The sequence below is a fragment of the Agromyces cerinus genome (assembly GCF_016907835.1).
Taxonomy (GTDB): Bacteria; Actinomycetota; Actinomycetes; order Actinomycetales; family Microbacteriaceae; genus Agromyces; species Agromyces nitratus.
Genome location: NZ_JAFBCT010000001.1, coordinates 2398004 through 2418309, shown reverse-complemented (window position 1 = coordinate 2418309; position 20306 = coordinate 2398004). Strand labels below are relative to the sequence as shown.

The 20306-nt window shown below is 70.9% G+C and carries 21 protein-coding genes and 1 tRNA gene; 8 read left to right on the top strand and 14 right to left on the bottom strand.

The genetic code is table 11. The features are described from left to right. Window positions 1–45: 45 nt before the first annotated feature. Complete coding sequence (locus JOE59_RS11245) at window positions 46–351, bottom strand: FmdB family zinc ribbon protein (protein WP_204460555.1); 306 nt, start codon at window positions 349–351, stop codon at window positions 46–48. A 43-nt stretch (window positions 352–394) separates the two neighbouring features. Then, window positions 395–973, bottom strand: coding sequence for a 5-formyltetrahydrofolate cyclo-ligase (locus tag JOE59_RS11240; RefSeq protein WP_204460553.1), 579 nt, complete (start codon window positions 971–973; stop codon window positions 395–397). Between the two features lie 63 nt (window positions 974–1036). Between JOE59_RS11240 and JOE59_RS11235 the strand changes: the two genes are divergently transcribed. The 6 genes from JOE59_RS11235 to JOE59_RS11210 all read left to right on the top strand — a co-directional run bounded on the left by JOE59_RS11235 (window position 1037) and on the right by JOE59_RS11210 (window position 6424). Then, a complete protein-coding gene (locus JOE59_RS11235; protein ID WP_204460551.1) occupies window positions 1037–1936 on the top strand; it encodes a UTP--glucose-1-phosphate uridylyltransferase in 900 nt (299 codons plus the stop codon). 2 nt (window positions 1937–1938) lie between these two features. Next, window positions 1939–2601, top strand: coding sequence for a GNAT family N-acetyltransferase (locus JOE59_RS11230; RefSeq protein ID WP_204460549.1), 663 nt, complete (start codon window positions 1939–1941; stop codon window positions 2599–2601). Between the two features lie 52 nt (window positions 2602–2653). Then, window positions 2654–3700 (top strand): hypothetical protein, encoded by a 1047-nt coding sequence (locus JOE59_RS11225; RefSeq protein WP_204460547.1) that lies wholly within the window; start codon window positions 2654–2656, stop codon window positions 3698–3700. 63 nt (window positions 3701–3763) lie between these two features. Beyond that, window positions 3764–3836, top strand: a tRNA-Ala gene (locus JOE59_RS11220). 161 nt (window positions 3837–3997) lie between these two features. Next, on the top strand, window positions 3998–4903 hold the full coding sequence (locus tag JOE59_RS11215) for a hypothetical protein (RefSeq protein WP_204460545.1): 906 nt from the start codon (window positions 3998–4000) through the stop codon (window positions 4901–4903). Between the two features lie 27 nt (window positions 4904–4930). Next, entirely contained in the window at window positions 4931–6424 is a 1494-nt protein-coding gene (locus JOE59_RS11210; RefSeq protein ID WP_204460542.1) for an MFS transporter, read from the top strand. A gap of 40 nt (window positions 6425–6464) precedes the next feature. Here the strand turns inward: JOE59_RS11210 and JOE59_RS11205 are convergent, their stop codons facing one another. From JOE59_RS11205 to JOE59_RS11190, 4 genes are read right to left on the bottom strand one after another with little or no spacing between them, the layout of a single operon-like run. After that, a complete protein-coding gene (locus JOE59_RS11205; protein ID WP_204460540.1) occupies window positions 6465–7157 on the bottom strand; it encodes a DNA alkylation repair protein in 693 nt (230 codons plus the stop codon). A gap of 23 nt (window positions 7158–7180) precedes the next feature. Continuing rightward, entirely contained in the window at window positions 7181–8629 is a 1449-nt protein-coding gene (locus JOE59_RS11200) for an MFS transporter (protein WP_204460537.1), read from the bottom strand. 48 nt (window positions 8630–8677) lie between these two features. Continuing rightward, the gene (locus JOE59_RS11195) at window positions 8678–10018 is read right to left on the bottom strand and encodes a M20/M25/M40 family metallo-hydrolase (protein WP_204460535.1); all 1341 of its coding nucleotides are present in this window, start codon (window positions 10016–10018) and stop codon (window positions 8678–8680) included. Between the two features lie 44 nt (window positions 10019–10062). Continuing rightward, window positions 10063–10716 (bottom strand): NADPH-dependent F420 reductase, encoded by a 654-nt coding sequence (locus JOE59_RS11190; protein WP_204460533.1) that lies wholly within the window; start codon window positions 10714–10716, stop codon window positions 10063–10065. A 189-nt stretch (window positions 10717–10905) separates the two neighbouring features. Here JOE59_RS11190 and JOE59_RS11185 point away from each other — a divergent pair, with 189 nt between their 5' ends. Next, window positions 10906–12051: an LLM class flavin-dependent oxidoreductase gene (locus JOE59_RS11185; RefSeq protein WP_204460531.1), complete on the top strand. Its 1146-nt coding sequence runs from the start codon at window positions 10906–10908 to the stop codon at window positions 12049–12051. Window positions 12052–12067: 16 nt separating this feature from the next. On the opposite strand, the gene JOE59_RS11180 is transcribed toward JOE59_RS11185, so the two are convergent. The 8 genes from JOE59_RS11180 to JOE59_RS11145 all read right to left on the bottom strand — a co-directional run bounded on the left by JOE59_RS11180 (window position 12068) and on the right by JOE59_RS11145 (window position 19263). Beyond that, window positions 12068–13273, bottom strand: a complete 1206-nt coding sequence (locus tag JOE59_RS11180) for a cation:proton antiporter (RefSeq protein WP_204460529.1) — start codon at window positions 13271–13273, stop codon at window positions 12068–12070. Between the two features lie 7 nt (window positions 13274–13280). Beyond that, a complete protein-coding gene (locus tag JOE59_RS19110; protein WP_022894277.1) occupies window positions 13281–13775 on the bottom strand; it encodes a cation:proton antiporter regulatory subunit in 495 nt (164 codons plus the stop codon). 45 nt (window positions 13776–13820) lie between these two features. Further along, window positions 13821–14699, bottom strand: coding sequence for an alanyl-tRNA editing protein (locus tag JOE59_RS11170; RefSeq protein WP_204460527.1), 879 nt, complete (start codon window positions 14697–14699; stop codon window positions 13821–13823). An 8-nt stretch (window positions 14700–14707) separates the two neighbouring features. Further along, the gene (locus JOE59_RS11165; RefSeq protein ID WP_204460525.1) at window positions 14708–14884 is read right to left on the bottom strand and encodes a hypothetical protein; all 177 of its coding nucleotides are present in this window, start codon (window positions 14882–14884) and stop codon (window positions 14708–14710) included. A gap of 75 nt (window positions 14885–14959) precedes the next feature. Next, window positions 14960–16123, bottom strand: coding sequence for an acyl-CoA dehydrogenase family protein (locus JOE59_RS11160; protein WP_204460524.1), 1164 nt, complete (start codon window positions 16121–16123; stop codon window positions 14960–14962). A 9-nt stretch (window positions 16124–16132) separates the two neighbouring features. Continuing rightward, entirely contained in the window at window positions 16133–17101 is a 969-nt protein-coding gene (locus JOE59_RS11155; protein WP_204460523.1) for a DUF4349 domain-containing protein, read from the bottom strand. A gap of 87 nt (window positions 17102–17188) precedes the next feature. Continuing rightward, window positions 17189–18022, bottom strand: a complete 834-nt coding sequence (locus JOE59_RS11150; protein WP_204460522.1) for an aldo/keto reductase — start codon at window positions 18020–18022, stop codon at window positions 17189–17191. 32 nt (window positions 18023–18054) lie between these two features. Then, a complete protein-coding gene (locus JOE59_RS11145) occupies window positions 18055–19263 on the bottom strand; it encodes an MFS transporter (RefSeq protein WP_204460521.1) in 1209 nt (402 codons plus the stop codon). Window positions 19264–19406: 143 nt separating this feature from the next. Here JOE59_RS11145 and JOE59_RS11140 point away from each other — a divergent pair, with 143 nt between their 5' ends. Further along, the gene (locus JOE59_RS11140) at window positions 19407–20306 is read left to right on the top strand and encodes an ABC transporter substrate-binding protein (RefSeq protein WP_204460519.1); all 900 of its coding nucleotides are present in this window, start codon (window positions 19407–19409) and stop codon (window positions 20304–20306) included.

The following is a 20306-nucleotide window of genomic DNA, read 5'->3' as shown; positions in this document are numbered from 1 at the left end:
GGATCCCGTTGTCGTCGGAACGACGGGCACCACGTTAGCCGAAGGTCACTTCGACGACGAAGACGACGATGAGGAGCCGCCGCCCGACGTTCCGCCGCCCGATGACGGGGCGGAGGAGCTCGACGACGATCCGGCGGAGCCGGAGGAGCCGGATCCCGACGACCCTGATCCGCCGTTGCGGGAGTCGGTGCGGTAGAAGCCCGAGCCGTTGAAGGTCACGCCGATTGTGTTGAAGAGCTTGCGCAGCTTGCCGCCGCAGACCTCGCAGACCGTCAGCGTGTCGTCGGTGAACGCCTGGTGGATGTCGAAGGCGTTGTCGCACTCGGTGCAACGGTAGGAATACGTGGGCATGGAGCTTCTTCCGATCTCGGGTGATGCGCCGGCCCGCAGCCGGTCAGAACGCGATGATGCGCGTGGGCGTCACGACGCCGTTGACGCCTTGATCGTGCACCTCACGCGGCACGGTCTCGACGAACTCGCTGTCGAAGACCACGGCGTACACCGGGGGACATTTTCCCATCGATCCGAGGGTCTTGTCGAAATAGCCCCTGCCCCAGCCGAGTCGCATGCCCGTCGCGTCGATCGCGGCGGCCGGCACGATGATGAGATCGACGTCGTTGATGGCCATCGGGCCGAGCAGTTCGCCGACCGCCTCGGGCGTGCCGTGGAGGCCGAGCGTCTCGGTCTCCTCCTCGCCGACGGTCCAGTCGAGCAGGCCGTCTTCGCGCGTGACGGGGAACAGGACGCGGATGCCGCGGGCCTCCGCCCAGTTCACGAACGGCCGCGTGTTCGGCTCGGTCGGCATCGACAGGTAGCAGGAGATCGACTCCGCCTCGGTCGAGCCGATCAGCTCCTCGAGGCGCGCGGTGAAGCCCTCGGTCGCGAGCTCGCGCTCGTGAGCGGGCATGTTCCGGCGTCGCTCGCGCAGTTCGGCGCGGAGGATGCGCTTGTCCACATCCGGTTCGTCGGGCATGGCACACATCCTAGGACGAAGCGGCCGGAACTCCTCCGAGGGCCTACAGGTACGCTGAGTCGCATGACTCAACGGATCACGAAGGCCGTCATCCCGGCAGCGGGACTCGGCACTCGCTTCCTGCCCGCGACGAAGGCGATGCCCAAGGAGATGCTCCCGGTCGTCGATCGGCCGGCCATCCAGTACGTCGTCGAAGAGGCGGTCGGAGCCGGACTCACCGACGTGCTGATGGTGACCGGGCGCAACAAGAACGCCCTCGAGAACCACTTCGACCGCGTCGCCGAGCTCGAGGCGACACTCGAGGCGAAGGGCGACACCGCGAAGCTCGCGAAGGTCAACGAGTCGACCGACCTCGCCGACATGCACTACGTGCGCCAGGGCGACCCGCTCGGGCTCGGGCACGCGGTGCTCCGGGCGCGCATGCACGTCGGCGACCAGCCGTTCGCCGTGCTGCTCGGCGATGACATCATCGACGCCCGCGACATCCTGCTGACGCGCATGCTCGAGGAGCAGGGCGCGAGGGATGCCTCGATCGTCGCGCTCCTCGAAGTCGACCCCGACTCGATCCACCTCTACGGCGCCGCGGCGGTCGAAGCCACCGACGACCCCGACGTGGTGCGCGTCACGGGCCTCGTCGAGAAGCCGGCGAAGGACGTCGCGCCCTCGAACTACGCGGTGATCGGCCGCTACGTGCTGAAGCCCGAGGTGTTCGACATCCTCGAGCACACTCCGCCGGGCAAGGGCGGCGAGATCCAGCTGACCGACGCGCTCATGACCATGGCGGGCGATGTCGAGGGCACCGGCGGCGTGTACGGCGTCGTCTTCCGGGGCCGCCGCTACGACACGGGCGACAAGCTCGACTACATCAAGGCGGTCATCCAGCTCGCCGCGGATCGTGACGACCTCGGACCCGATCTCCGCCCGTGGCTCGTGGAGTACGCGGCAGGACTCGATACAGTCTGAGCATGCCCGCAGTCGCCGTGCCCACCCTGCGAGACGGCGACGTCACGCTGCGACCCATCCGCGTCCGTGACGCGAAACCGCTCGAGCGGGTGCTGCTCGCCAACCGCGGGTGGCTCCGGCAATGGGAGGCGACGTATCCGGGCGGCGGCTCGGTGATCGACACCCGGGGCAGCATCCGCAACCTGCTGGCCCACGCGCGCAGCGGCCACGCGTTGCCGTTCATCATCGAGGTGGACGGCGCGCTGGTCGGGCAGCTGAACGTCTCGTCGATCGCGTACGGCTCGCTGTCGTCGGCGACGATCGGCTACTGGGTCGCCCAGGAGGTCGCGGGGCGCGGCATCACGCCGACGGCGGTGGCGCTCGCCACCGACTACTGCTTCGCCGCCCTGCGGCTGCATCGCATGGAGATCTGCATCCGGCCCGAGAACGGGCCGTCGCTCAGGGTGGTCGACAAGCTCGGCTTCCGCTACGAGGGGCTCCGGCGGCGGTTCATCCACATCAACGGGGTCTGGAGCGACCACTTCGCCTTCGCGCTCGTGGCCGAGGAGGTGCCGCGCGGCGTGCTCCGGCGTTGGCGCGACGGGCTCGTGCCCGAGGGGCTCGCCCGCGTGAACGACGAGGACCGCGAGGCATCCGCGCACCCCTTGCAGCTGCCTGATCGGTGAACACGCGGGCGTCGAGTACGGCTGAGGGCATGTAGTGACCTAGCGTTGTCCCATGGACGTGATCGGTGGGGGGCTGCTCGTGGCTGTTGCAGCCGCGCTGTGGATCGCGTACCTCCTGCCGAACTGGCTGCGTCGTCGCCAGTACATGGCCACCGAACGCAACGCGGTGCGGCTCCAGCAGACGCTCCGCATCCTCGCCGAGACCGCCGAGACGCCCGAACCCGTCCGGGTGGAGGCGACGGCTCGCGAGGTCGCGGCGCAGCAGCGCATCCTGCAGCAGCGCGAGGCGACCGCCCGGCTCACCGCGGAGGCCGAGGAGCGCGAGGCGCTCGCCGAGCGCTGGGCAGCTGAAGGCGCAGTGGATGCCGCGCGACTTCGTGTCGGCGTCGTGCTCGCCGCGGCCGCAGCGGCGACGGAGCCGATCGCCATCATCGCGCCCGCAGAGGTGCCGGCGGCTCCGGTGCAGAGCCCTCGATCGCCGAAGAGCGCCCTCGCCCGCAAGCGGCTTCGTCGCGGACGGGCGCTGTGCTCGCTCCTGCTGCTCGTCTCGCTCCTCACCGCCGTCGGCGGTGGCATCGCCGCCGCGCTCGGCGCCTCGCTCATCACGCCCGTGATCGGAGCGCTCGGCATGGCACTCGCGCTCGCGGGCCTCGTCAGGCTCGCGCGGGTGCGCCCGGCGGCTCCCGTCGCGGCCCGGACGGCGAGCGTCGTCGAGGCGCGACCGTTCGAGCCCATCGATCTCGTCGAGCCGGAGTCGCCCGCCGACGGCTGGGTGCCGCAGCCGCTGCCGCGGCCGCTGCACCTGTCGAGGGGCACGATCGCCGCGATGGCGATGGCCTCCATCGACGCGGCGGCGGAGCTGAAGAAAGCGGAGACCGGCGACGACATCGCGCGTCGCGCGGCGGAGCTGGAGCCCGAACTGCCCGTCATCAAGCCGGCAGCGGCCGCCTCGGCAGCGGCGGCGCGTGCGCGGCCCGCGACCTCGGTGCCGGCCGACGCGCCGGTCAGCCCGTATTCGCGCATGGGCATCATCGACGAGGCGCAGCCCGGATTCGACGACCTCGACGCCGTGCTGCGTCGTCGCCGCCAGGCCGGCTGACCGGGCCGAGCGACCCGGATGGTCTGAACCACCGACTGCGAGATGATAGGCTTTTTCTCGCTCGGGCCCTTGGCGCAGCTGGTAGCGCGCCTCGTTCGCATCGAGGAGGTCAGGAGTTCGAATCTCCTAGGGTCCACCGAGTCGAAGGGCTCCCGCCATGCGGGAGCCCTTCGTGCATTTCGGCCGCACCTGGATCATGCGGCACCACGAACCCGGGACCTTCGATGCGATCCCGCCGCTCGGACACTACCCTCGAACGGACATGCATTCGAGTGCTGCGAACCGGGGGAGTGCGACATGAGGGCGACGACGGTGGCGCGTCCGAAGCGTCGCGCGCCGAAGGCGATTCCCACCCGCATCGTCGAGGACCGCCCTGCCGACCCCGGCGCCGTGGTCGCCGCCGGCCTCATCGCGCTCGCGCCGGTCTCGGTTGCGGCTCCCGCGTTCACCGGACTCGATCTCGTGGCTGCCTACTGGGTGTCGACGGGATTGCTGCTCGCCGGGGAACTGGTGCTCGCGACGACGGCTCGGCGCGGTGTCTCCAGTGCGCCGCGCCGCATCGGTCGACTCAGCCCTGTCGCGTTGCGCTGGGTCGCCGCGTTCGCGGCCCTCGTGCCCGTGCTCGTCATCGTGACCGCGTTCGCCGATCCCGTCGCGGCGACGCGCTACGTCGGAGCGTTCTTCGCAGCGCAGTGCATGATGGTGTTCGGCATCGCGGCGTTCTCGGAGATCGCCCGAAAGCAGGACTGGAACGCCCGTGGCGGCCGCTCAGCCGATCCACGAGTCGAACGCGGCGAACCGTTGCGCATCGACGTCGGAGCGTTCCTCGGCATCGCACTCGTCGCGGTCGCTCCGTTCGCGGTGACGGCGAGCCTTGCGGCCCCGATCGACCCCGTGCACTGCGGATGGGTCGGGACCGGCCTCCTCGTCGCCGGCGCAGTCGTGCTCGGGCTCACCGCCGGCCGTGCCGACGGGCTGGCGCCGGCGCGCCGGGGCCGACTGAGCTCCGCGGCACTGCGATGGGTGGTGGCACTCGCGGTCGTGACCCCGGTCACGCAGCTCGCGATGCTCCTCACCGAGCTCGATGCGCTCTGGGCGGCGATGGCGGGGTGCCTCGCGATCCAGTCGATCGCCGTCATCGCGCTCATCACGCTGCCGTCGATCGCACGCGGCCAGGAGCGCGGTGGTCCCCTGTACGCCTGAGGTGGCGGGGGACATAGGGTTGAACGGATGTCGCAAGCGCCAGAGACCCGGTCGATCACCCTCCCCGAAGGCCACCGTTGGCGCGCCTACTGGGTGTGCGTCGCCGTCGCCGCGCTCACGATCCTCGACCTGTCGAAGGTCAACGTGGGGCTCCCGGCCATCGAAGACGCCTTCGGCGCCGGCTCGACGGAGCTCCAGCTCATCGTCGCCGGCTACGTGCTCACCTTCGGCCTGACGCTCGTTCCGGCCGGTCGCATCGGCGACCAGCGCTCGCGCAAGACGCTCTTCATCGTGGGGCTCAGCCTCTTCACGCTCACGAGCCTCGTCGCCGCGCTCGCGCCCAACATCGAGGTGCTGCTCATCGCGCGCCTCCTGCAGGGCGTCGCCGCCGGCATCCAGATGCCGCAGGTGCTCGGCATCATCCAGGAACTCTTCACCGGCAAGGAGCGCGGCAAGGCGTTCGGGCTCTTCGGGGCGACGATCGGGCTCGCGACGGCGTTCGGGCCGACACTCGGCGGGCTGATGATCGCGATCGGCGGGCCCGAAGACGGCTGGCGCGGCATCTTCTGGATGAACGTGCCGCTCGCCCTCGCCGCGATCGCGCTCGCGATCTGGCTGCTGCCGGTGACGCGGCATCCGTCGTCGAAGCCGCTGTCGCTCGACCCGGTCGGCCTCGTGCTCTTCGCCGTCACGGTGATCTCCCTCATGTGGCCGTTCCTCTTCACGACGGGCTCGCCGACCGACAACCCGGCGCGCTGGTGGGTGCTCGTGCTGTTCGTCTTCGCGATCACGGCGTTCATCGCGTGGGAGCGGCACTACGCGGCATCCGGCAAGCATCCGCTCGTACCGCTCGCCCTCTTCGGCGTGAGTTCGTTCCGCAACGGCACTGCGCTCGCGAGCGTGTACTTCGCGGCGATGCCGTCGATGTTCCTGCTCACGACGCTCTACCTGCAGCACGGCCTCGGACTCGAGGCCGTCTTCGCGGGCATGGTCGGCATCGGCTTCGCCCTCATGAGCGCCGTCGGCTCGTGGGTCGGCGGCACGCTCGTCAACCGCCTCGGCCGGCCGCTCGTCGTGTGGGGGCTCGCACTGCTCCTCGTCGGCATCGGGCTGCTCGTGCTCTTCGCGCTCACGACATCGCCCGAAGTCACGCCCTGGGCGATGGCGGGCGCGATGGTGATCGGCGGCGCGGGCGGCGGTCTCGTCGTCTCGCCGAACCAGACGCTGACGCTCATGGACATCCCGGTCAAGCAGGGCGGCCTGGCCGGCTCGGTCGGTCAGCTGGGCCAGCGCATCGGCACGGCGATCGGCACGGCCGTCACGCTCTCGCTCTTCTACTCGACGATCTTCCGCGAGTCCGATGGCGAGCCCGACCTCACCGTGTACCACCACGCCTACGGCATCGGCATGCTCGCGGTCGCGATCTTCGTCGCGATCGCCTTCGCGATCGGCGTGGCCGATCTCGGGGCGCGGCGGCGACAGCGCAGCGCCCTCGGCGGAACGGAGCCGGCGGCCGGCTGACGCGGGCGGCGGGCAGCCGTCTCGATCGCCGCGGGACGACTCAGCGGATCGCGAGGAATCGGGAGCGCTCGGGCCTGTCGTAATGCTCGATCGCGGCGCGCAATGCGACACGTGGCATCGTCGGGGCGTGGCGCTCGACGAAGGCCGTGAGCCGATCGCGATCGAGGTCGCCGGCGGCCCGGAGCACCCAGCCGAGTGCCTTCTGCACGAGCGGCTCGGGATCGTCGGCGAGGGTCTCGGAGAGCTCGAACGCATCGTCGAGCTCACCGCGGCGGAGGAACGCGAACGTCGCCACGAGCGCGGTGCGGCGCTCGGGCCAGAACGCGGATGCCGCGAGCCCGGCGAGCGGAGCCCGATCTCGTTCGATCAGGTACCCGCCGACGACATCGCGTGCGGCGAGGTCGACGAGGTCCCACTGGTCGATGCGGTCGTGTCGGCGGAGGTAGAGCTCGTAGAGTTCGTCGCGCCGCTCGGTGTCCGTCTTCGGTCGTGCCGCGCACTTGCCCATGATGCTGCAGGCGAGGGCGCGCACCTCGTGCGTCGGCTGCTCGAGCAGCGTCTCGAGCTCGCCCGCCGGCAGGTCGAGCGCCGTCTTCGCGAGGTCGAACACGGCACCCATGCGCACCCCCATGAACGGGGCGTCCGGGTCGGGTGGGAAGTAGCGCGTGTACTTCTCCCGCTCCTCCTCGCTCGCGAGGCCTTCGAGCGTGGCGACGAGCGCTGCGGCATCCAAATCGCGCCCTCCCGTCGTCGGGATCAGCGTACGGCGGTGGCGGCCTCAACGACAGGTGCGTCGGAGAACGCGAGCTTCGGCACGAAGGCGAGCAGCACGGCCGCCAGTGCCGCCGTGAGTCCGCACACGAGCCAGACGGTGATGTACCCGCCGAAGGCGCCGGCTGTGCCCGTCGCGGCCTCACCGGCGGCGCCGAGCAGCGCGATGCCGAAGACGCAGGAGGCGATGGCGCCGCCGACGGTCTTCACGGAGTTCGTGAGGCCCGTCGCGACACCCGTCTGGTGGGCCGGGGCCGCTGCGGCAGCGGCGGCGGGGAGCGCGGCGACGAGGGCGCCGGAGCCGATGCCCGCGATGATCATGTTCGCGAGCACCTGTGCGTATCCGTCGTGGAAGGGGAGGAACAGCAGATAGCCGGTCGCGACGAGCGAGCTCGCACCGATGAGGGCGACGCGCGGTGTGACCCAGCGGGTGGCGAGCGGGAAGAGCATCGCGCCGACCACGAGGGAGAGCACGTAGGCGCCGACGAGGATCGACGTCTGGCCGGTCGTCGCGCTCAGGCCGAAGCCGTACTCCGCGGCATCCGTTCGGGCGAAGGTCGAGAGGGGCGCCTGCGCGCCGAGCACGCTGACGCCGAAGAGCCCTGCGGTGAGGAAGATCGGCCACAGGGTGGGCTCGCGGAACATGCGCACGTCGATGAGCGGGTCGGGGTGCTTCAGCTCGTACCGCGCGAACGGGATCACGAGCAGGGCGCCGAGCGCCACGAGCGCCCAGGACAGCAGGTCGGCGGGGCCGTTCAGGCGCATGAAGCTGAGCCCGCCCGTGAGGGAGAGCAGGGCGAGCGAGATGAGGATGAGTCCGCCGGTGTCGAGCGTGCCGCCGGTGAGGTCGGGCGACTCCTTCACGCCGAACAGCACGACGAAGAAGCAGGCGACCACCGCGACTGCCGGCACGAGAAGCAGCGCCTGCATGGGGAGGAGTTCGGCGAGGGCGCCCGCCGAGAGCGCACCGGCGATCGCGCCGAGCTCGAGCGCCGCGACGAGCAGGCCCGCCGCCTTGCGGGTCATCGCCGCCGGACGGTCGGCCGAACGGCTGCGCGACCAGATGAGCGCGATCTCGAGGGGCAGCCAGACGACGTAGAACCCCTGCAGCGCCCACGCGACGAGGAACACCCAGAACTGGTCGGTGAAGGCGAGCGCGATCGAGGCGACGGCGGTGACCGCCGTCGACCACACAAGCATGCGCTTGTGGCCGACCATGTCGCCGAGTTTCGCGAACGCAGGCACGACGAGCGCCGAGAGCATCAGCTGCGTGCCCTCGAGCCAGTTGACATCGGCGTCGTGGATGCCGAGGTGCCGGGCGATGTCGGTCAGCAGCGGCGTGTAGTAGCCCTGCAGGATGCCGCTCGTGAACTCGACGAAGGCGAGGAATCCGACGATCGCGGCAACGGGACCGAGTCTGGCAGCACGCGACATCGGGGCTCCTTCGGGATGGGGTGGACTCACCCTAATGGGTCATCCGTCTCACTCGGGAATCGCTGCGATGAGGGCGCGGTGGAACCGCTCACCGCGCTCGAGGCTGTCGATCGTCACCCACTCGTCGACCCCGTGGATGGACGCGCGCTGGGCGGCGGTCATGGCGATCGGCGCGAAGCGGTACACGGCGGGCGAGAAGCGGTGGAAGTACCGCGAGTCGGTCGCCGCCATCATGAGGTACGGCGCCGTCGTCGCCTCGGGATACGACGCGGCGACCGCCGCCGCGATCGCCGCGAACTGCGCGGAGTCGGTCGGCGACTCGGGGGAAGGGTCGCCGCCCTCGACGACGGTCACCTCCACCTCGGGGTCGCGGATGACGCGGCGCAGGTGCGCGACGACCGACTCGACGGTCTCGCCGACGGCGATGCGCAGGTTCAGGGTGGCCGTCGCCTGCGACGGCAGCACGTTGTCGGCGGTGCCGGCCTCGAGCATCGTGGCGGCGACGGTCGTGTGCACGAGGGCGGCGGGCTCGCCGCCGAGCCGCGAGAACACGCGGGCCGTGACCCAGGGGAGGGCGATGAGGAGGCGGAGCAGCAGCCGCGATCCGCCGCGCGTGTGCGGCACGAAGCTCGAGAGCATCGCCCGCATCGATCGCGGCATGCGCTTCGGGAACGGATTCGGCGCGAGGCGGTCGACGGCACGGGCGATCCGCGCCGTCGGCGTCGTCTTCGGCGGAGCGGAGGCGTGGCCCCCGTCGCCGCGGGCCGTCAGTCGCACCGTGAGCACGCCCTTCTCGCCGACCCCGACCATCGCGGCGGGAACCTGCACGAACGGCAGGGGCGCGTCGACCACGGCGCCGCCCTCGTCGAGCACGAGCCACGGCGTGATGCCGCGCTCCTGGAAGAGTGCCGCGATCGCCACAGCTGCCGCGCCGTGGCTCTCCTCGTTGCCGCCGAACGAGAGGTACACGTCGCGCGCCGGAGTGAACCCGTCGGCGAGGAGGTTCTCGACCGCCTCGAGCACGACGAGCAGCGGACCCTTGTCGTCGAGCGTGCCGCGGCCCCACACCGAGCCGTCGGCGATGCGCCCCTCGAACGGCGGGAAGCGCCATCCGTCTCGCTCGTCGACCGGCACGACGTCGAAGTGCGCCATCAGCACGACGGGGTCGGCGTCACCGCGTCCGCGCCAGTGGAAGAGCAGCCCGAGATCGGTGACCTGCTCGAAGGCGAGGTGCTCGTGCACGAGGGGGTAGAGCTCGGCGATGAGCTCGCGGAAGCGGTCGAAGTCGGCGAGGCCGCGTTCGGCGAGTTCGGCCGACACCGTCGGCAGCTGCACCATGCGGGAGAGGCGTTCGGCTGAGCCGTCGCGAACGGTCACGGGTTCGGGCATCCACCCACCCTAAATGAGCGGATGTCGCGGCTCGCGCGGGCCGCTCAGGCGGCGAGATGCACGGCGGGCGTGAGCAGCGCCGCGAGCTCGGCCGCCGAGAGTTCGCGGCCGAATGCGGGGTGCCCTGGCTCGAGGGCGACGCCGTGTCGGAGTTCGCCGCCGTCGACCGGGTCGAACCCGAGCTCGTCGATGATCTCGGCGACCACCGCCCGAGCCTCGACATCGTCGCCGACGACGGCGAGGGCGCGCCGCAGGGGAGAACCGGCGTCCATGCTGTCGTCCTCCATCTCGTGGTAGCCGAGGTGGTTCAGCGACTTCACGACCCGGGCGCGCGGGTTGCGTGCGGCGTTGATCTCGCTCGTCGTGCGGTCGTCGTCGTCGATCTCGGCGATGTTGCCGTCGACCGGCGGCCAGTAGTTCATGGCGTCGACGACGATGCGGCCGTCGAACGCATCCCAGGGCACGGTGCCGGCCTTGCCGAACGGCACGGCGACGATGATGACGTCCGCCGTCTCGGCGAGGATCTCGGGGGAGGTCACCTCGGCACCGGGGGCGACGACGCCGACGAGCAAGTCGAGTGCCGTCTGGCGCGGCGAACCCGCGATGAGCACGCGGTGCCCGGATGCCACGAGGAGGCGGGCGAGGGCTGTGCCCACCTTGCCCGCGCCGTAGATTCCGATGACCGGCCGATCCGTCACGTTTCGATTCTCCCATCCCTCGACCCACCAGATCGATGCGTCGTCATGGAAATGAACGCGCCGGCCGCAGCGGGCATTCCCGCGGGCGGTGCGCGCGTCGATGACGGGGAATAGTCTCGTCCCGACGGTGGTTCCCAGTGACGCGTGCGAGTTGCATGCAGGCGTATGGAAATGTGGAGAGGGATCGCGATGTCTGAGCGGTACGAATTCGGAGTCGACACCTTCGGCGACGTGACGAGCAGGGCCGATGGCAGCCTCCTGCCGCACGCCCAGGTGCTGCGCAACGTCGTGGAGGAGGCCGTGCTGGCCGACCGTCTCGGTCTCGACTTCTTCGGCGTCGGCGAGCACCACCGGGTGGACTTCGCGGTCTCGGCGCCCGAGGTCGTGCTCGGCGCGATCGCCGGTCGCACCGAGCGCATCCACCTCGGTTCCGCGGTCACCGTGCTGAGCTCCGACGACCCCGTACGCGTCTTCGAGCGCTTCGCGACGCTCGACGGGCTCTCGAACGGCCGCGCAGAGGTCATCCTCGGCCGCGGCTCCTTCATCGAGTCGTTCCCGCTCTTCGGCTTCGAACTGAACCAGTACCAGGCGCTCTTCGAGGAGAAGCTCAACCTCTTCTCGGCCCTGCTGTCGCAGGAGCCCGTCACCTGGAGCGGCCAGCTGCGCTCCTCGCTGACCGACCAGCTCGTCTACCCGCCCGTCGAGCACGGCCGGCTGAAGACCTGGGTCGGCGTCGGCGGCAGCCCCGAATCCGTCGTGCGCGCGGCCCACTACGGCCTGCCGCTCGTACTCGCGATCATCGGCGGCAGCCCAGCGCGGTTCGCGCCCCTCGCGGACCTCTACCGCCGCGCCCTCGACCAGTTCGACAAGCCGCTGCAGCCGATCGCCATCCACTCGCCCGGATTCATCGCCGAGACCGACGCCGAGGCGCTCGACACGCTCTGGCCGCACTACAAGGTCAGCATCGACCGCATCGGTCGCGAGCGCGGTTGGGGCGCGGTCGACCGCGACCATTTCGAAGACGAGGCCGGGCCGAACGGCGCGCTCTACGCGGGGTCGCCCGAGAACGTCGCCGCCAAGATCGCCGCAGCGATGCGCGCCGTCGGGGCGAGCCGGTTCGACATGAAGTACTCCAACGGCGCCCTGCCGCACGAGGCCATGATGCGCAGCATCGAGCTCTACGCCACGGAGGTCGTGCCGCGGGTGAAGGAGCTGCTCGCGGCATCCGACGCCGCCGATGCCGAGCTGGGCGCCGTCGCCGATCTCGGCGCGACCGACCTCGCCGCGGCCGATCGAGCGGATGCCGCGGCATCCGCCGAGCAACCGGCCGACTGAACTCGGTTCGCAGCCCTCAGGCGGCGGGCGGCACCGGGCTCGCGCCGGCGGCCGCCCGCCGTCGACGCACGGCCGCCCGGAACCAGAGGGCATCGGGCACGCGCGCGAGGAACGTGCCGGCGACGATCGTGATGAGCACGTAGGCCGTCGCGAGCGGCGCGAGTTCGGGCGCGACGACGCCCGACCCCACTGCGAGCCCCGCGATGACGATCGAGAACTCGCCGCGAGGCGCCAGCGAGAGGCCGGCGCGCCACTGGCCGAGAGTGCCGACACCGGCACGTCGTGCGGCGTACGCGCCCGTGATGAGCTTCGTGATGATCGTCACGAGGGCGAGCGCGAGCGCCGCGGGCAGCATCGACAGCAGCGCCGACGAGTCGGTCGTGAGGCCGAAGAAGACGAAGAAGATCGCGGCGAAGAGGTCGCGCAGCGGGGTGAGCACCTGGCTCGCGTTCGCCGCGACTCGCCCCGACAGCGCGATGCCGACGAGGAACGCGCCGACGGCGGCCGACACGCTCACCTCGGCCGCGAAGCCCGCGACGAGCATCGTGAGGCCGAGCACGCCGAGGAGCAGCGGCTCGAAGTGGTCAGCCGGGAAGAGGCGCGAGACGAGGTGTCCGTGCCGCAGGGCGACGTAGAGGATCACCGCGACCACGCTCACCGCGATCGCGACGGACACGGCGCCCTGCATCAGGCTCATGCCGACCACGAGTGCGGAGAGCACCGGCAGGTAGAACGCCATCGCGAGGTCCTCGATGACGAGCACCGCGAGGATCGCCGGCGTCTCGCGGTTCGAGAGCCGGCCGAGGTCGCGCAGGAGCTTCGCGATGACACCCGACGACGACACCCAGGTCACTCCGGCCATGGCGACCGCGGCCACCGGACCCCAACCGAGGAGGAGCGCGAGCGCGGCGCCTGGCAGGGCGTTCAGCGCCGCGTCCACGAGGCCCGCGGTGCGCGCCGACTTGAGGCTGCCGAACAGCTCGGATGCCGTGTACTCGAGGCCGAGCAGCGCGAGCAGCAGGATGACGCCGATCTCGGCGCCCGTCTGGAAGAACTCCTCGCTCGCGTCGAGGGCGATGAGCCCGCCCTCGCCGAAGGCGAGCCCGAGCACGAGGTAGAACGGGATCGGCGAGATGCCGAAGGCGAGCGCGACGCGCCCGAGCAGACTCATGCCGAGAAGCAGCGCGCCGACTTCGATGAGGAGCAGCGTGGTCTCGTGCATAGCGGCCTCAGTCGGGGCCGTTGGCGAGCAGCCGGGCTACTCCGTCGAGTCCTTCACGTGTTCCGACGACGACGATGACGTCTCCAGCGCGCAGCGTCTCTGCAGGCGTGGGTGAGGGGATGATCGCGCCGTCGCGCACGATGGCCACGATCGAGGCGTGCGTGCGTGTGCGGGCTTTCGTCGCCCCGAGGGTGCGGTTCAGGTACGGCGAGTCCGTCGGCAGGGCGATCTGCTCGGTGTAGAGGCCGGCCGTCTCGTCGCTGAGGCTCGTGAGCCGGCTGAGCATGACGGAGGCGCCGAGCACGTCGGCGAGGGCCGCGGCCTCGTCGTCGTTCAGCGGAATGGAGTCGCGACAGGCATCGGGATCGTCTTGGTCGAAGAGCCCGAGGTCGCGCTCGCCGTCACGGTGCGAGACGACGCTGATGCGCCGCCCGCTCTCGGTGACGAGGTCGTGACGAATGCCGATCCCCGGAAGGTCGACCTTCTCGATGCGTATACCCACATCCGCAATCGTAACCCCGCGCGGAGGTGTCGCGGCCAGTGGCGCTCAGCGCGCCGGTGCGGCGTGCGTGCGCATGGTCAGCACGGGGGTGCCGGCATCGTCGCCCGCCTCGAACTCGACCTGCACGTCGCCGAGCTCCGCGAGCGAACCGACGTGGGTGCCGCCGCACGCGATGCGGGCGGTGCCGGCGGGAAGCTCGGCGACCCAGTACCTGCGGTCGGTGAGCCCGTCGCCCTCGCGGTCGATGCGTACAGCGGTGCCGGCGGCGGCCCATTCGGCGATCGTCGCGGTGACGGATGCCGCGAGCTCACCGAGACCGTCGGCGGCGACCGATGCCGTGTCGAACCCGGCGCGGCGCAGCGACTTGTTGAGACGGTACACGTCGACGGAGCCGTTCGGCACGATGCGGCTCGATGCGATCGCGATGCCGTCGAAGTCGGGTGCTCCGAGGGCGTCTTCGCGTGCGGCCTTCGACCAGTTGCCGGCGAGTGCGGCGTTCAGGGCGAGCGCCGCCGCGTGGCAGGCGGTATGACCGGTCGAGAGGGCGCGGCGCGCCGTGGCATCCGCTCGCACCGAGACCGCATCGCCCTCGGCGATCGCGGCATCGCCGGCGACGAGGTGGGCGACGAGGAACGCCCAGCCCTCGGTGCCCTTGCGCACGGGGATGTCGGCGCCGAGGAAGAGCTCGGTGCCGTCGGTGGCCGCGACGACGGCGTCGACGATCGGGACCTCGAGGTCGCCGGCGGTCAGCGTCCCGGTGTCGGCCGGCTGGTCGGGCCAGGCGGCGTCGACCGGGTGGAAGCTCGTCGCCTCGGTGACGACGGCGGTTCGGCCGTCACCTGCTGGGGCGACGTGCAGCACCACGGTGTCCGCGTCGAGCGCGCCAGCGGGGTAGGTGACGAGTGTGTCGCGAGAGGGCAGCAACTCGGGGCTCAGACGCCGTCGCTGCGGCCGAGGAGATGGAACGGGATCGCGAGGGAGAGCGCCACGGCGACGATGCCGCCGAAGAACACGGGCGCCTGGAACTCGGTCATCACCGGCGCGGTGCCCATGAGCCACATGCCGAAGACGAAGAGTCCCATCGAGATGAGGAAAGTGACGACGTTCACAACGACCTCCAGAGTTCCGGTGACGGTCCGCGCCGCCCGGTCGAGTCTACCGGGCGGACGCACCCGGGGTCGGGCTCACGCGTCGATCGGGCCGAGCCAGGCGTTCGCGACCGTCGCATGGGCGGACTCGTCGTCGGAGGGGTGGAAGATGCCGGCGAGCACGTCGCGGTAGAGGCGGCCGAGCTCGGAACCCGCGAAGTACGTCGACCCTCCTGAGACGCGCACGGCCTGGTCGACGACGTGCTTGGCCGTCTCGGTCGCACGCACCTTGATGCCCACGAGCTTCGCGAACCAGAACGCACCGTGGTCGACGAGCTCCTCGAGGTCGCGCGCGATGGCGAGGAGCTGTGGGGCGATGGCCTCCTGGGCCATCGCGGCATCGGCGATGCGCCAACGGATGTCGGGATCCTGCGAGAGCGGCGCACCGCCGTTCTTCATCGAGGTGCGTCGGCGCGCCGCTGCGACGGCGAGGTCGAGTGCGCGGTCGCCGATGCCGGCGTACACCGAGGCGAGCAGCAACTCGAAGTTCGCGAAGATGCCGAAGATCAGCGGGTCGGCGTTGGGCCCGGGGTCGAGCCGGCGCACGATGCGGTCGGATGCCGCGAACGCCCCGTCGAGCACCGTCGTGCGGCTCTGGCTCGCCCGCATGCCCATCGTGTCCCAGTCGTCGAGGATCCGCACGTCGGGGTCTTCGCGGTCGATGAAGCCGTAGACGATCTTCGGCGCATCGGCGGAGACCGTGTCGAGGCCCATCGTGCCGAGCCGGGTCCAGGCGGGGGAGAGGGAGGTGAAGATCTTGCGGCCCGTGTACCGGTAGCCGCCGCCGGCCTGGGGTTCGGCGATGGTGCGCGAGCCGAAGAGCATGAGGTCGTTGCCTGCCTCGCTGATGCCGAACCCGAAGATCTCGCCGGCACCCGCCTCGCGCAGCACGAAGTCGAGCGAGTCGTCGCCTCGATCGCGCAGCACCTTGGCGACGCCGGTCCAGACGAGGTGCATGTTGACCGCCAGCGCCGTCGCGGGCGCCGCACCGGCGAGGCGCATCTGGCCGCGCACGGCGTCGGCGAACGTCCAGCCGAGGCCGCCGAGCTCGACGGGCACGAGGGCCGTCAGATAGCCCGCCTCGCGGAGCTCGGCGAGGTCTTCGTCGAAGAACGCGTTGTCGCGGTCGTACCGGGCTGCCCGCTCGCGGAAGCGTTCGAGCAGCTCGTCGTGCAGCAGGGTCTCAGGCGTGGCGCTCACGCCGCCAGACTACGCCTCGGGCGCCCGGTCGTGCGGGGGCGTCACGGGCGGAGCGGGGTTCGCCGGCGCCGTGGCCTGCGGGGCGACGGATGCCGCGGCATCCGCTCGCCGGGTCCGTCGCCGCCGCGACGACAGCAGCACGATGCCGACGACGATCGCGGCGATGACCGCTGCTGCGAGGAGCCACGGCAGCAGCACGCCGATCGCGACGCTCAACCATGCGCCGAAGACGACGAGCGCGCCCCAGCCGGCGGCGAGCCCGCTCCAGAAGTCGCCGGGCACGGCGGCGGGCGCCTGGGCCTCGGTGACGAGTTCGACGCCGAGGGTCGAGTAATCGACCTGGTCGACGAGCGCGTCGCGCTGCAGGGTCAGGCTGTCCAGCTCGGCCTGCCGAGTCGTGAGCTCCGACTCGATCGCGATGAGGTCGGCGATCGACGTCGCGGTGCCGAGCAGTTCGCGGAGGCGATCGACGGAAGCGGTGAGTGCTTCGATGCGCGCGTCGAGGTCCCTGCGCTGCGCGCTGACATTGGTCGAGTCCATCGACACGGAGGTGACGGTGCCGAGCTCGCGCAGCTCGGCGACGACGGCGTCGAGCTCGTCGGCGGGAATGCGCAGCGTGAGTCGGGCGCTCGGCGTCTGCGTCTGCGTGCCGGGCGTCTCGTTGCGGCTGTCGACGCGTCCGCCCGACGAATCGGCGATGTCCGCGGCGGCCTCCGCCGAAGCGATCGGGTCGTCGACGGTGATCGCCATCGAACCGGTCGTGATGACGCTGTCGGCGTCGGCGTCGGCGTCGGCGTCGGCGTCGGCGTCGGCCGCGGCATCGCCCCCCTCGACCGACTGCGGCGCGTCGGGCGCGACCTCCTCGACCACGCCGCCGGGCTCGCCTGTCGACGCGCTCTGGCCTGCTGTGCATCCGGCGAGAAGGAGGACGGTGAGCACGGCCGCGACGGCGGCCGTCGGTGCGAGTCGTCGTCTCATGCGCTCACTGTATTGCCGGCCCGGAATGCGATGTCTGGACGCCGGCTGGGAGTCGGGTCACGATCGGATGACGCTCGAGACCCGGTCTCAGTCGTCGTCGGGATCGCGGCCGGTGCGCTCGCCGCTGTCGAGCGAGGCGATCGCCGCGAGGTCGGCGGCGTCGAGCTCGAAGCCGAAGACGCCGAGGTTCTCGCGGATGCGTTCGGGCGACGATGCCTTCGGGATCACGATGTTGCCGAGCTGCACGTGCCAGCGCAGCACGACCTGCGCAGGGCTCCGCCCGTGCTTCGCGGCCAGCTCGTCGAGCAGCGGCGTGCCGAGCACTCTGCCGCGTGCGAGCGGCGACCACGCCTCGGTGCGGATGCCGCGGGCCGCATCGAACTCGCGCAGCGCCGTCTGCGGCAGCCACGGATGCAGCTCGACCTGGTTCACCACGGGAGTCTCACCGGTCTCGGCGACGAGTCGTTCGATGTGATGGGCGTGGAAGTTCGAGACGCCGATCGAGCGCACGCGGCCCTCGTCGCGGATGCGGATGAGCGCGCGCCAGGTATCGACGTACCGGTCGGTCGACGGCACCGGCCAGTGGATGAGGAAGAGGTCGAGCCGATCGAACGCGAACCGACGCATCGACGCGTCGAAGGCACGGAGGGTGGAGTCGTAGCCGTTGTCGTCCTTCCACACCTTGCTCGTCACGAACAGCTCGTCGCGCGCGAGCCCCGACGCACGCACCGCTTCGCCGACCTCGCGCTCATTGCCGTAGAACGCGGCGGTGTCGAGGTGTCGGTAGCCCGCGTCGATCGCGTCGAGGCAGAGGCCCGCGGCATCCGCTGCCGGCACCTTGTAGAGGCCGTAGCCGAGCTGCGGGATGCTCGAGCCATCGGCGAGCGGCAGTCGGGGCGCTGCGGGAAGCGGTCGTGACATCGGGGTCTTCTCTCGACGGGTGCGGCGGTGCCTCAGCTCGGCTGAGCCGGAATCGGCTCGGTGTCGGGGATCGGGCTGGCATCGCGTCCGCGGAGGTCGGGGTGCCAGCGGCGACCGAGCAGCGGCACGAGGAAACCGAGGAAGGCGAGCGCCGTGGCGGCCCAGAACGCACCCTGCGCGCCGTTGCTGTCGATGAGGAAGCCCGCGAGCGCCGAGCCGAGGGCGGCGCCGATGAGTTGGCCGGTGCCGACCCAGCCGTACGCCTCGGCGGTGTCCGAGAACTTCACGCTCGCCGACACGATCGCGAAGAGCACGGCGAGTGCCGGCGCGATGCCGATGCCGGCGATGAAGAGGGTGATCGAGAGCCACCAGAAGTCCATGAGTCCGGCCGCGAGCGCCGTGCCCGCGAACACGATGAACATGCGGCGGGCGGTCGACCACGGGCCGATCGGCACATGGCCGAGGAAGAGGCCGCCGGCGAGCGAGCCGACCGAGAAGATCGCGAGCACGATGCCCGCCTCGGCGCCGTCATGGCCGAACGCGGCGACGACGCCGGCTTCGATCGCCGCGCACGCGCCGATCAGCAGGAAGCCGACGATCGTCGCGAGCATCACCGGGGGGCGCCCGAGCACGGTGCCGAAGCGCCGCTTCGACCGGGGGATGCGCACCCGGCCGAGCTCGGGCGAGGAGATGAACCAGATGCCGCCGACGACCATGAGCACGGCGGCGAGGAGGATCGCCCAGACCGTGCCGATCTGGGTTGCGACGAACGTCGTGACGACGGGGCCGACGACCCAGATGATCTCCTGCGCCGAGGCGTCGAGTGAGAAGAGCGGCGTGAGCTGGCGCGAGTTCACCATCTTCGGGTAGATCGTGCGCACCGCCGGCTGCACCGGCGGGTTCGCGAGCCCGGCGATGAGCCCGATCGCCATGTAGAGCGGCACCGTGAGCGGCAGCAGGGCGATCGCGACCACGGCCGTGACGCAGACGGCGAGGGTCGCGATGAGCACCGGCCGCATTCCGAGCCGGCCCATCAGGCGGCTCGTGAGCGGACCGGCGACGGCCTGGCCGATGGAGGTGGCGGCGAGCACGAGCCCGGCGGAGCCGTAGGAGCCCGTCTGCTGTTCGACGTGGAGCAGGAATGCGAGCGAGAGCATGCCCGACGGGAAGCGTGCCGTCAGCTGGGCGGCGATGATGCGAGCGACGCCCGAGGTTCTGAGCAGTTCGGAGTAGCTTCCCACGGTGCGACCAACTCTATCGAGGGCCGGATCGTGATCTCGAAGCCGGATCCAGCGCGCCGCACGTGACATATGCTCGGTCTGTAACGGCGCCGGGGCCAGAGTCTTGCGGCGTCGACGATCATCGCAACGACAGAGGTTCTCCCATGCACACCCGACGCCTGCTCATTCCGACCGTGGCTGCGGCCGCGGCCGCGGTCCTCCTCCTCTCCGGCTGTGTCGACAACACGACCGGCGGCGACGAGCCGAACACCGATTCCTCGGCCCCCACGATCGCGGTCGACGAGGCCGCCGCGGCCCTGCTGCCCGCCGAGATCGCCGATTCCGGCAAGCTCGTCGTCGGCACCGACGCCGCCTACCCGCCCAACGAGTACAAGGACGACGCGGGCAACCCGATCGGGTGGGACGTCGACCTCGTCGAGGCCCTCGGCGCCAAGCTCGGCCTCGAGGTCGAGTACGAGATCGCCAGCTTCGACAAGATCATCCCGTCGATCACGGGCGGCACCATGGACATGGGGATGTCGAGCTTCACCGACAACGCAGAGCGCCAGAAGCAGGTCGACTTCGTCGACTACTACAGCGCCGGCATCCTGTGGGCCGCACCGGCCGGCAAGACCGTCGACCCCGACGACGCGTGCGGCCTGAAGGTCGCCGTGCAGGCGACGACCTACGAGCACACCGACGAACTGCCCGCGAAGAGCCAGGCCTGCGTCGACGCCGGCAAGCCCGCGATCCAGATCACGCCCTTCGACACGCAGGACGCTGCGGCGAACGCCGTGGTGCTCGGCCAGGCCGACGCGATGAGCGCCGACTCGCCCGTCACGGGCTACGCGATCGCGCAGACCGACGGCAAGCTCGAAGCGGCCGGCGAGGTGTTCGACTCCGCGCCGTACGGCTTCCCGGTGGAGAAGGGCTCCGAGCTCGCCGCGGCGGTCCAGGCCGCGATGCAGTCGCTCATCGACGACGGCACCTACGGCGACATCCTCGCCGAGTGGGGCGTCGAGTCCGGCGCCGTCGACACGATCGAGATCAACGCGGGCACCTGA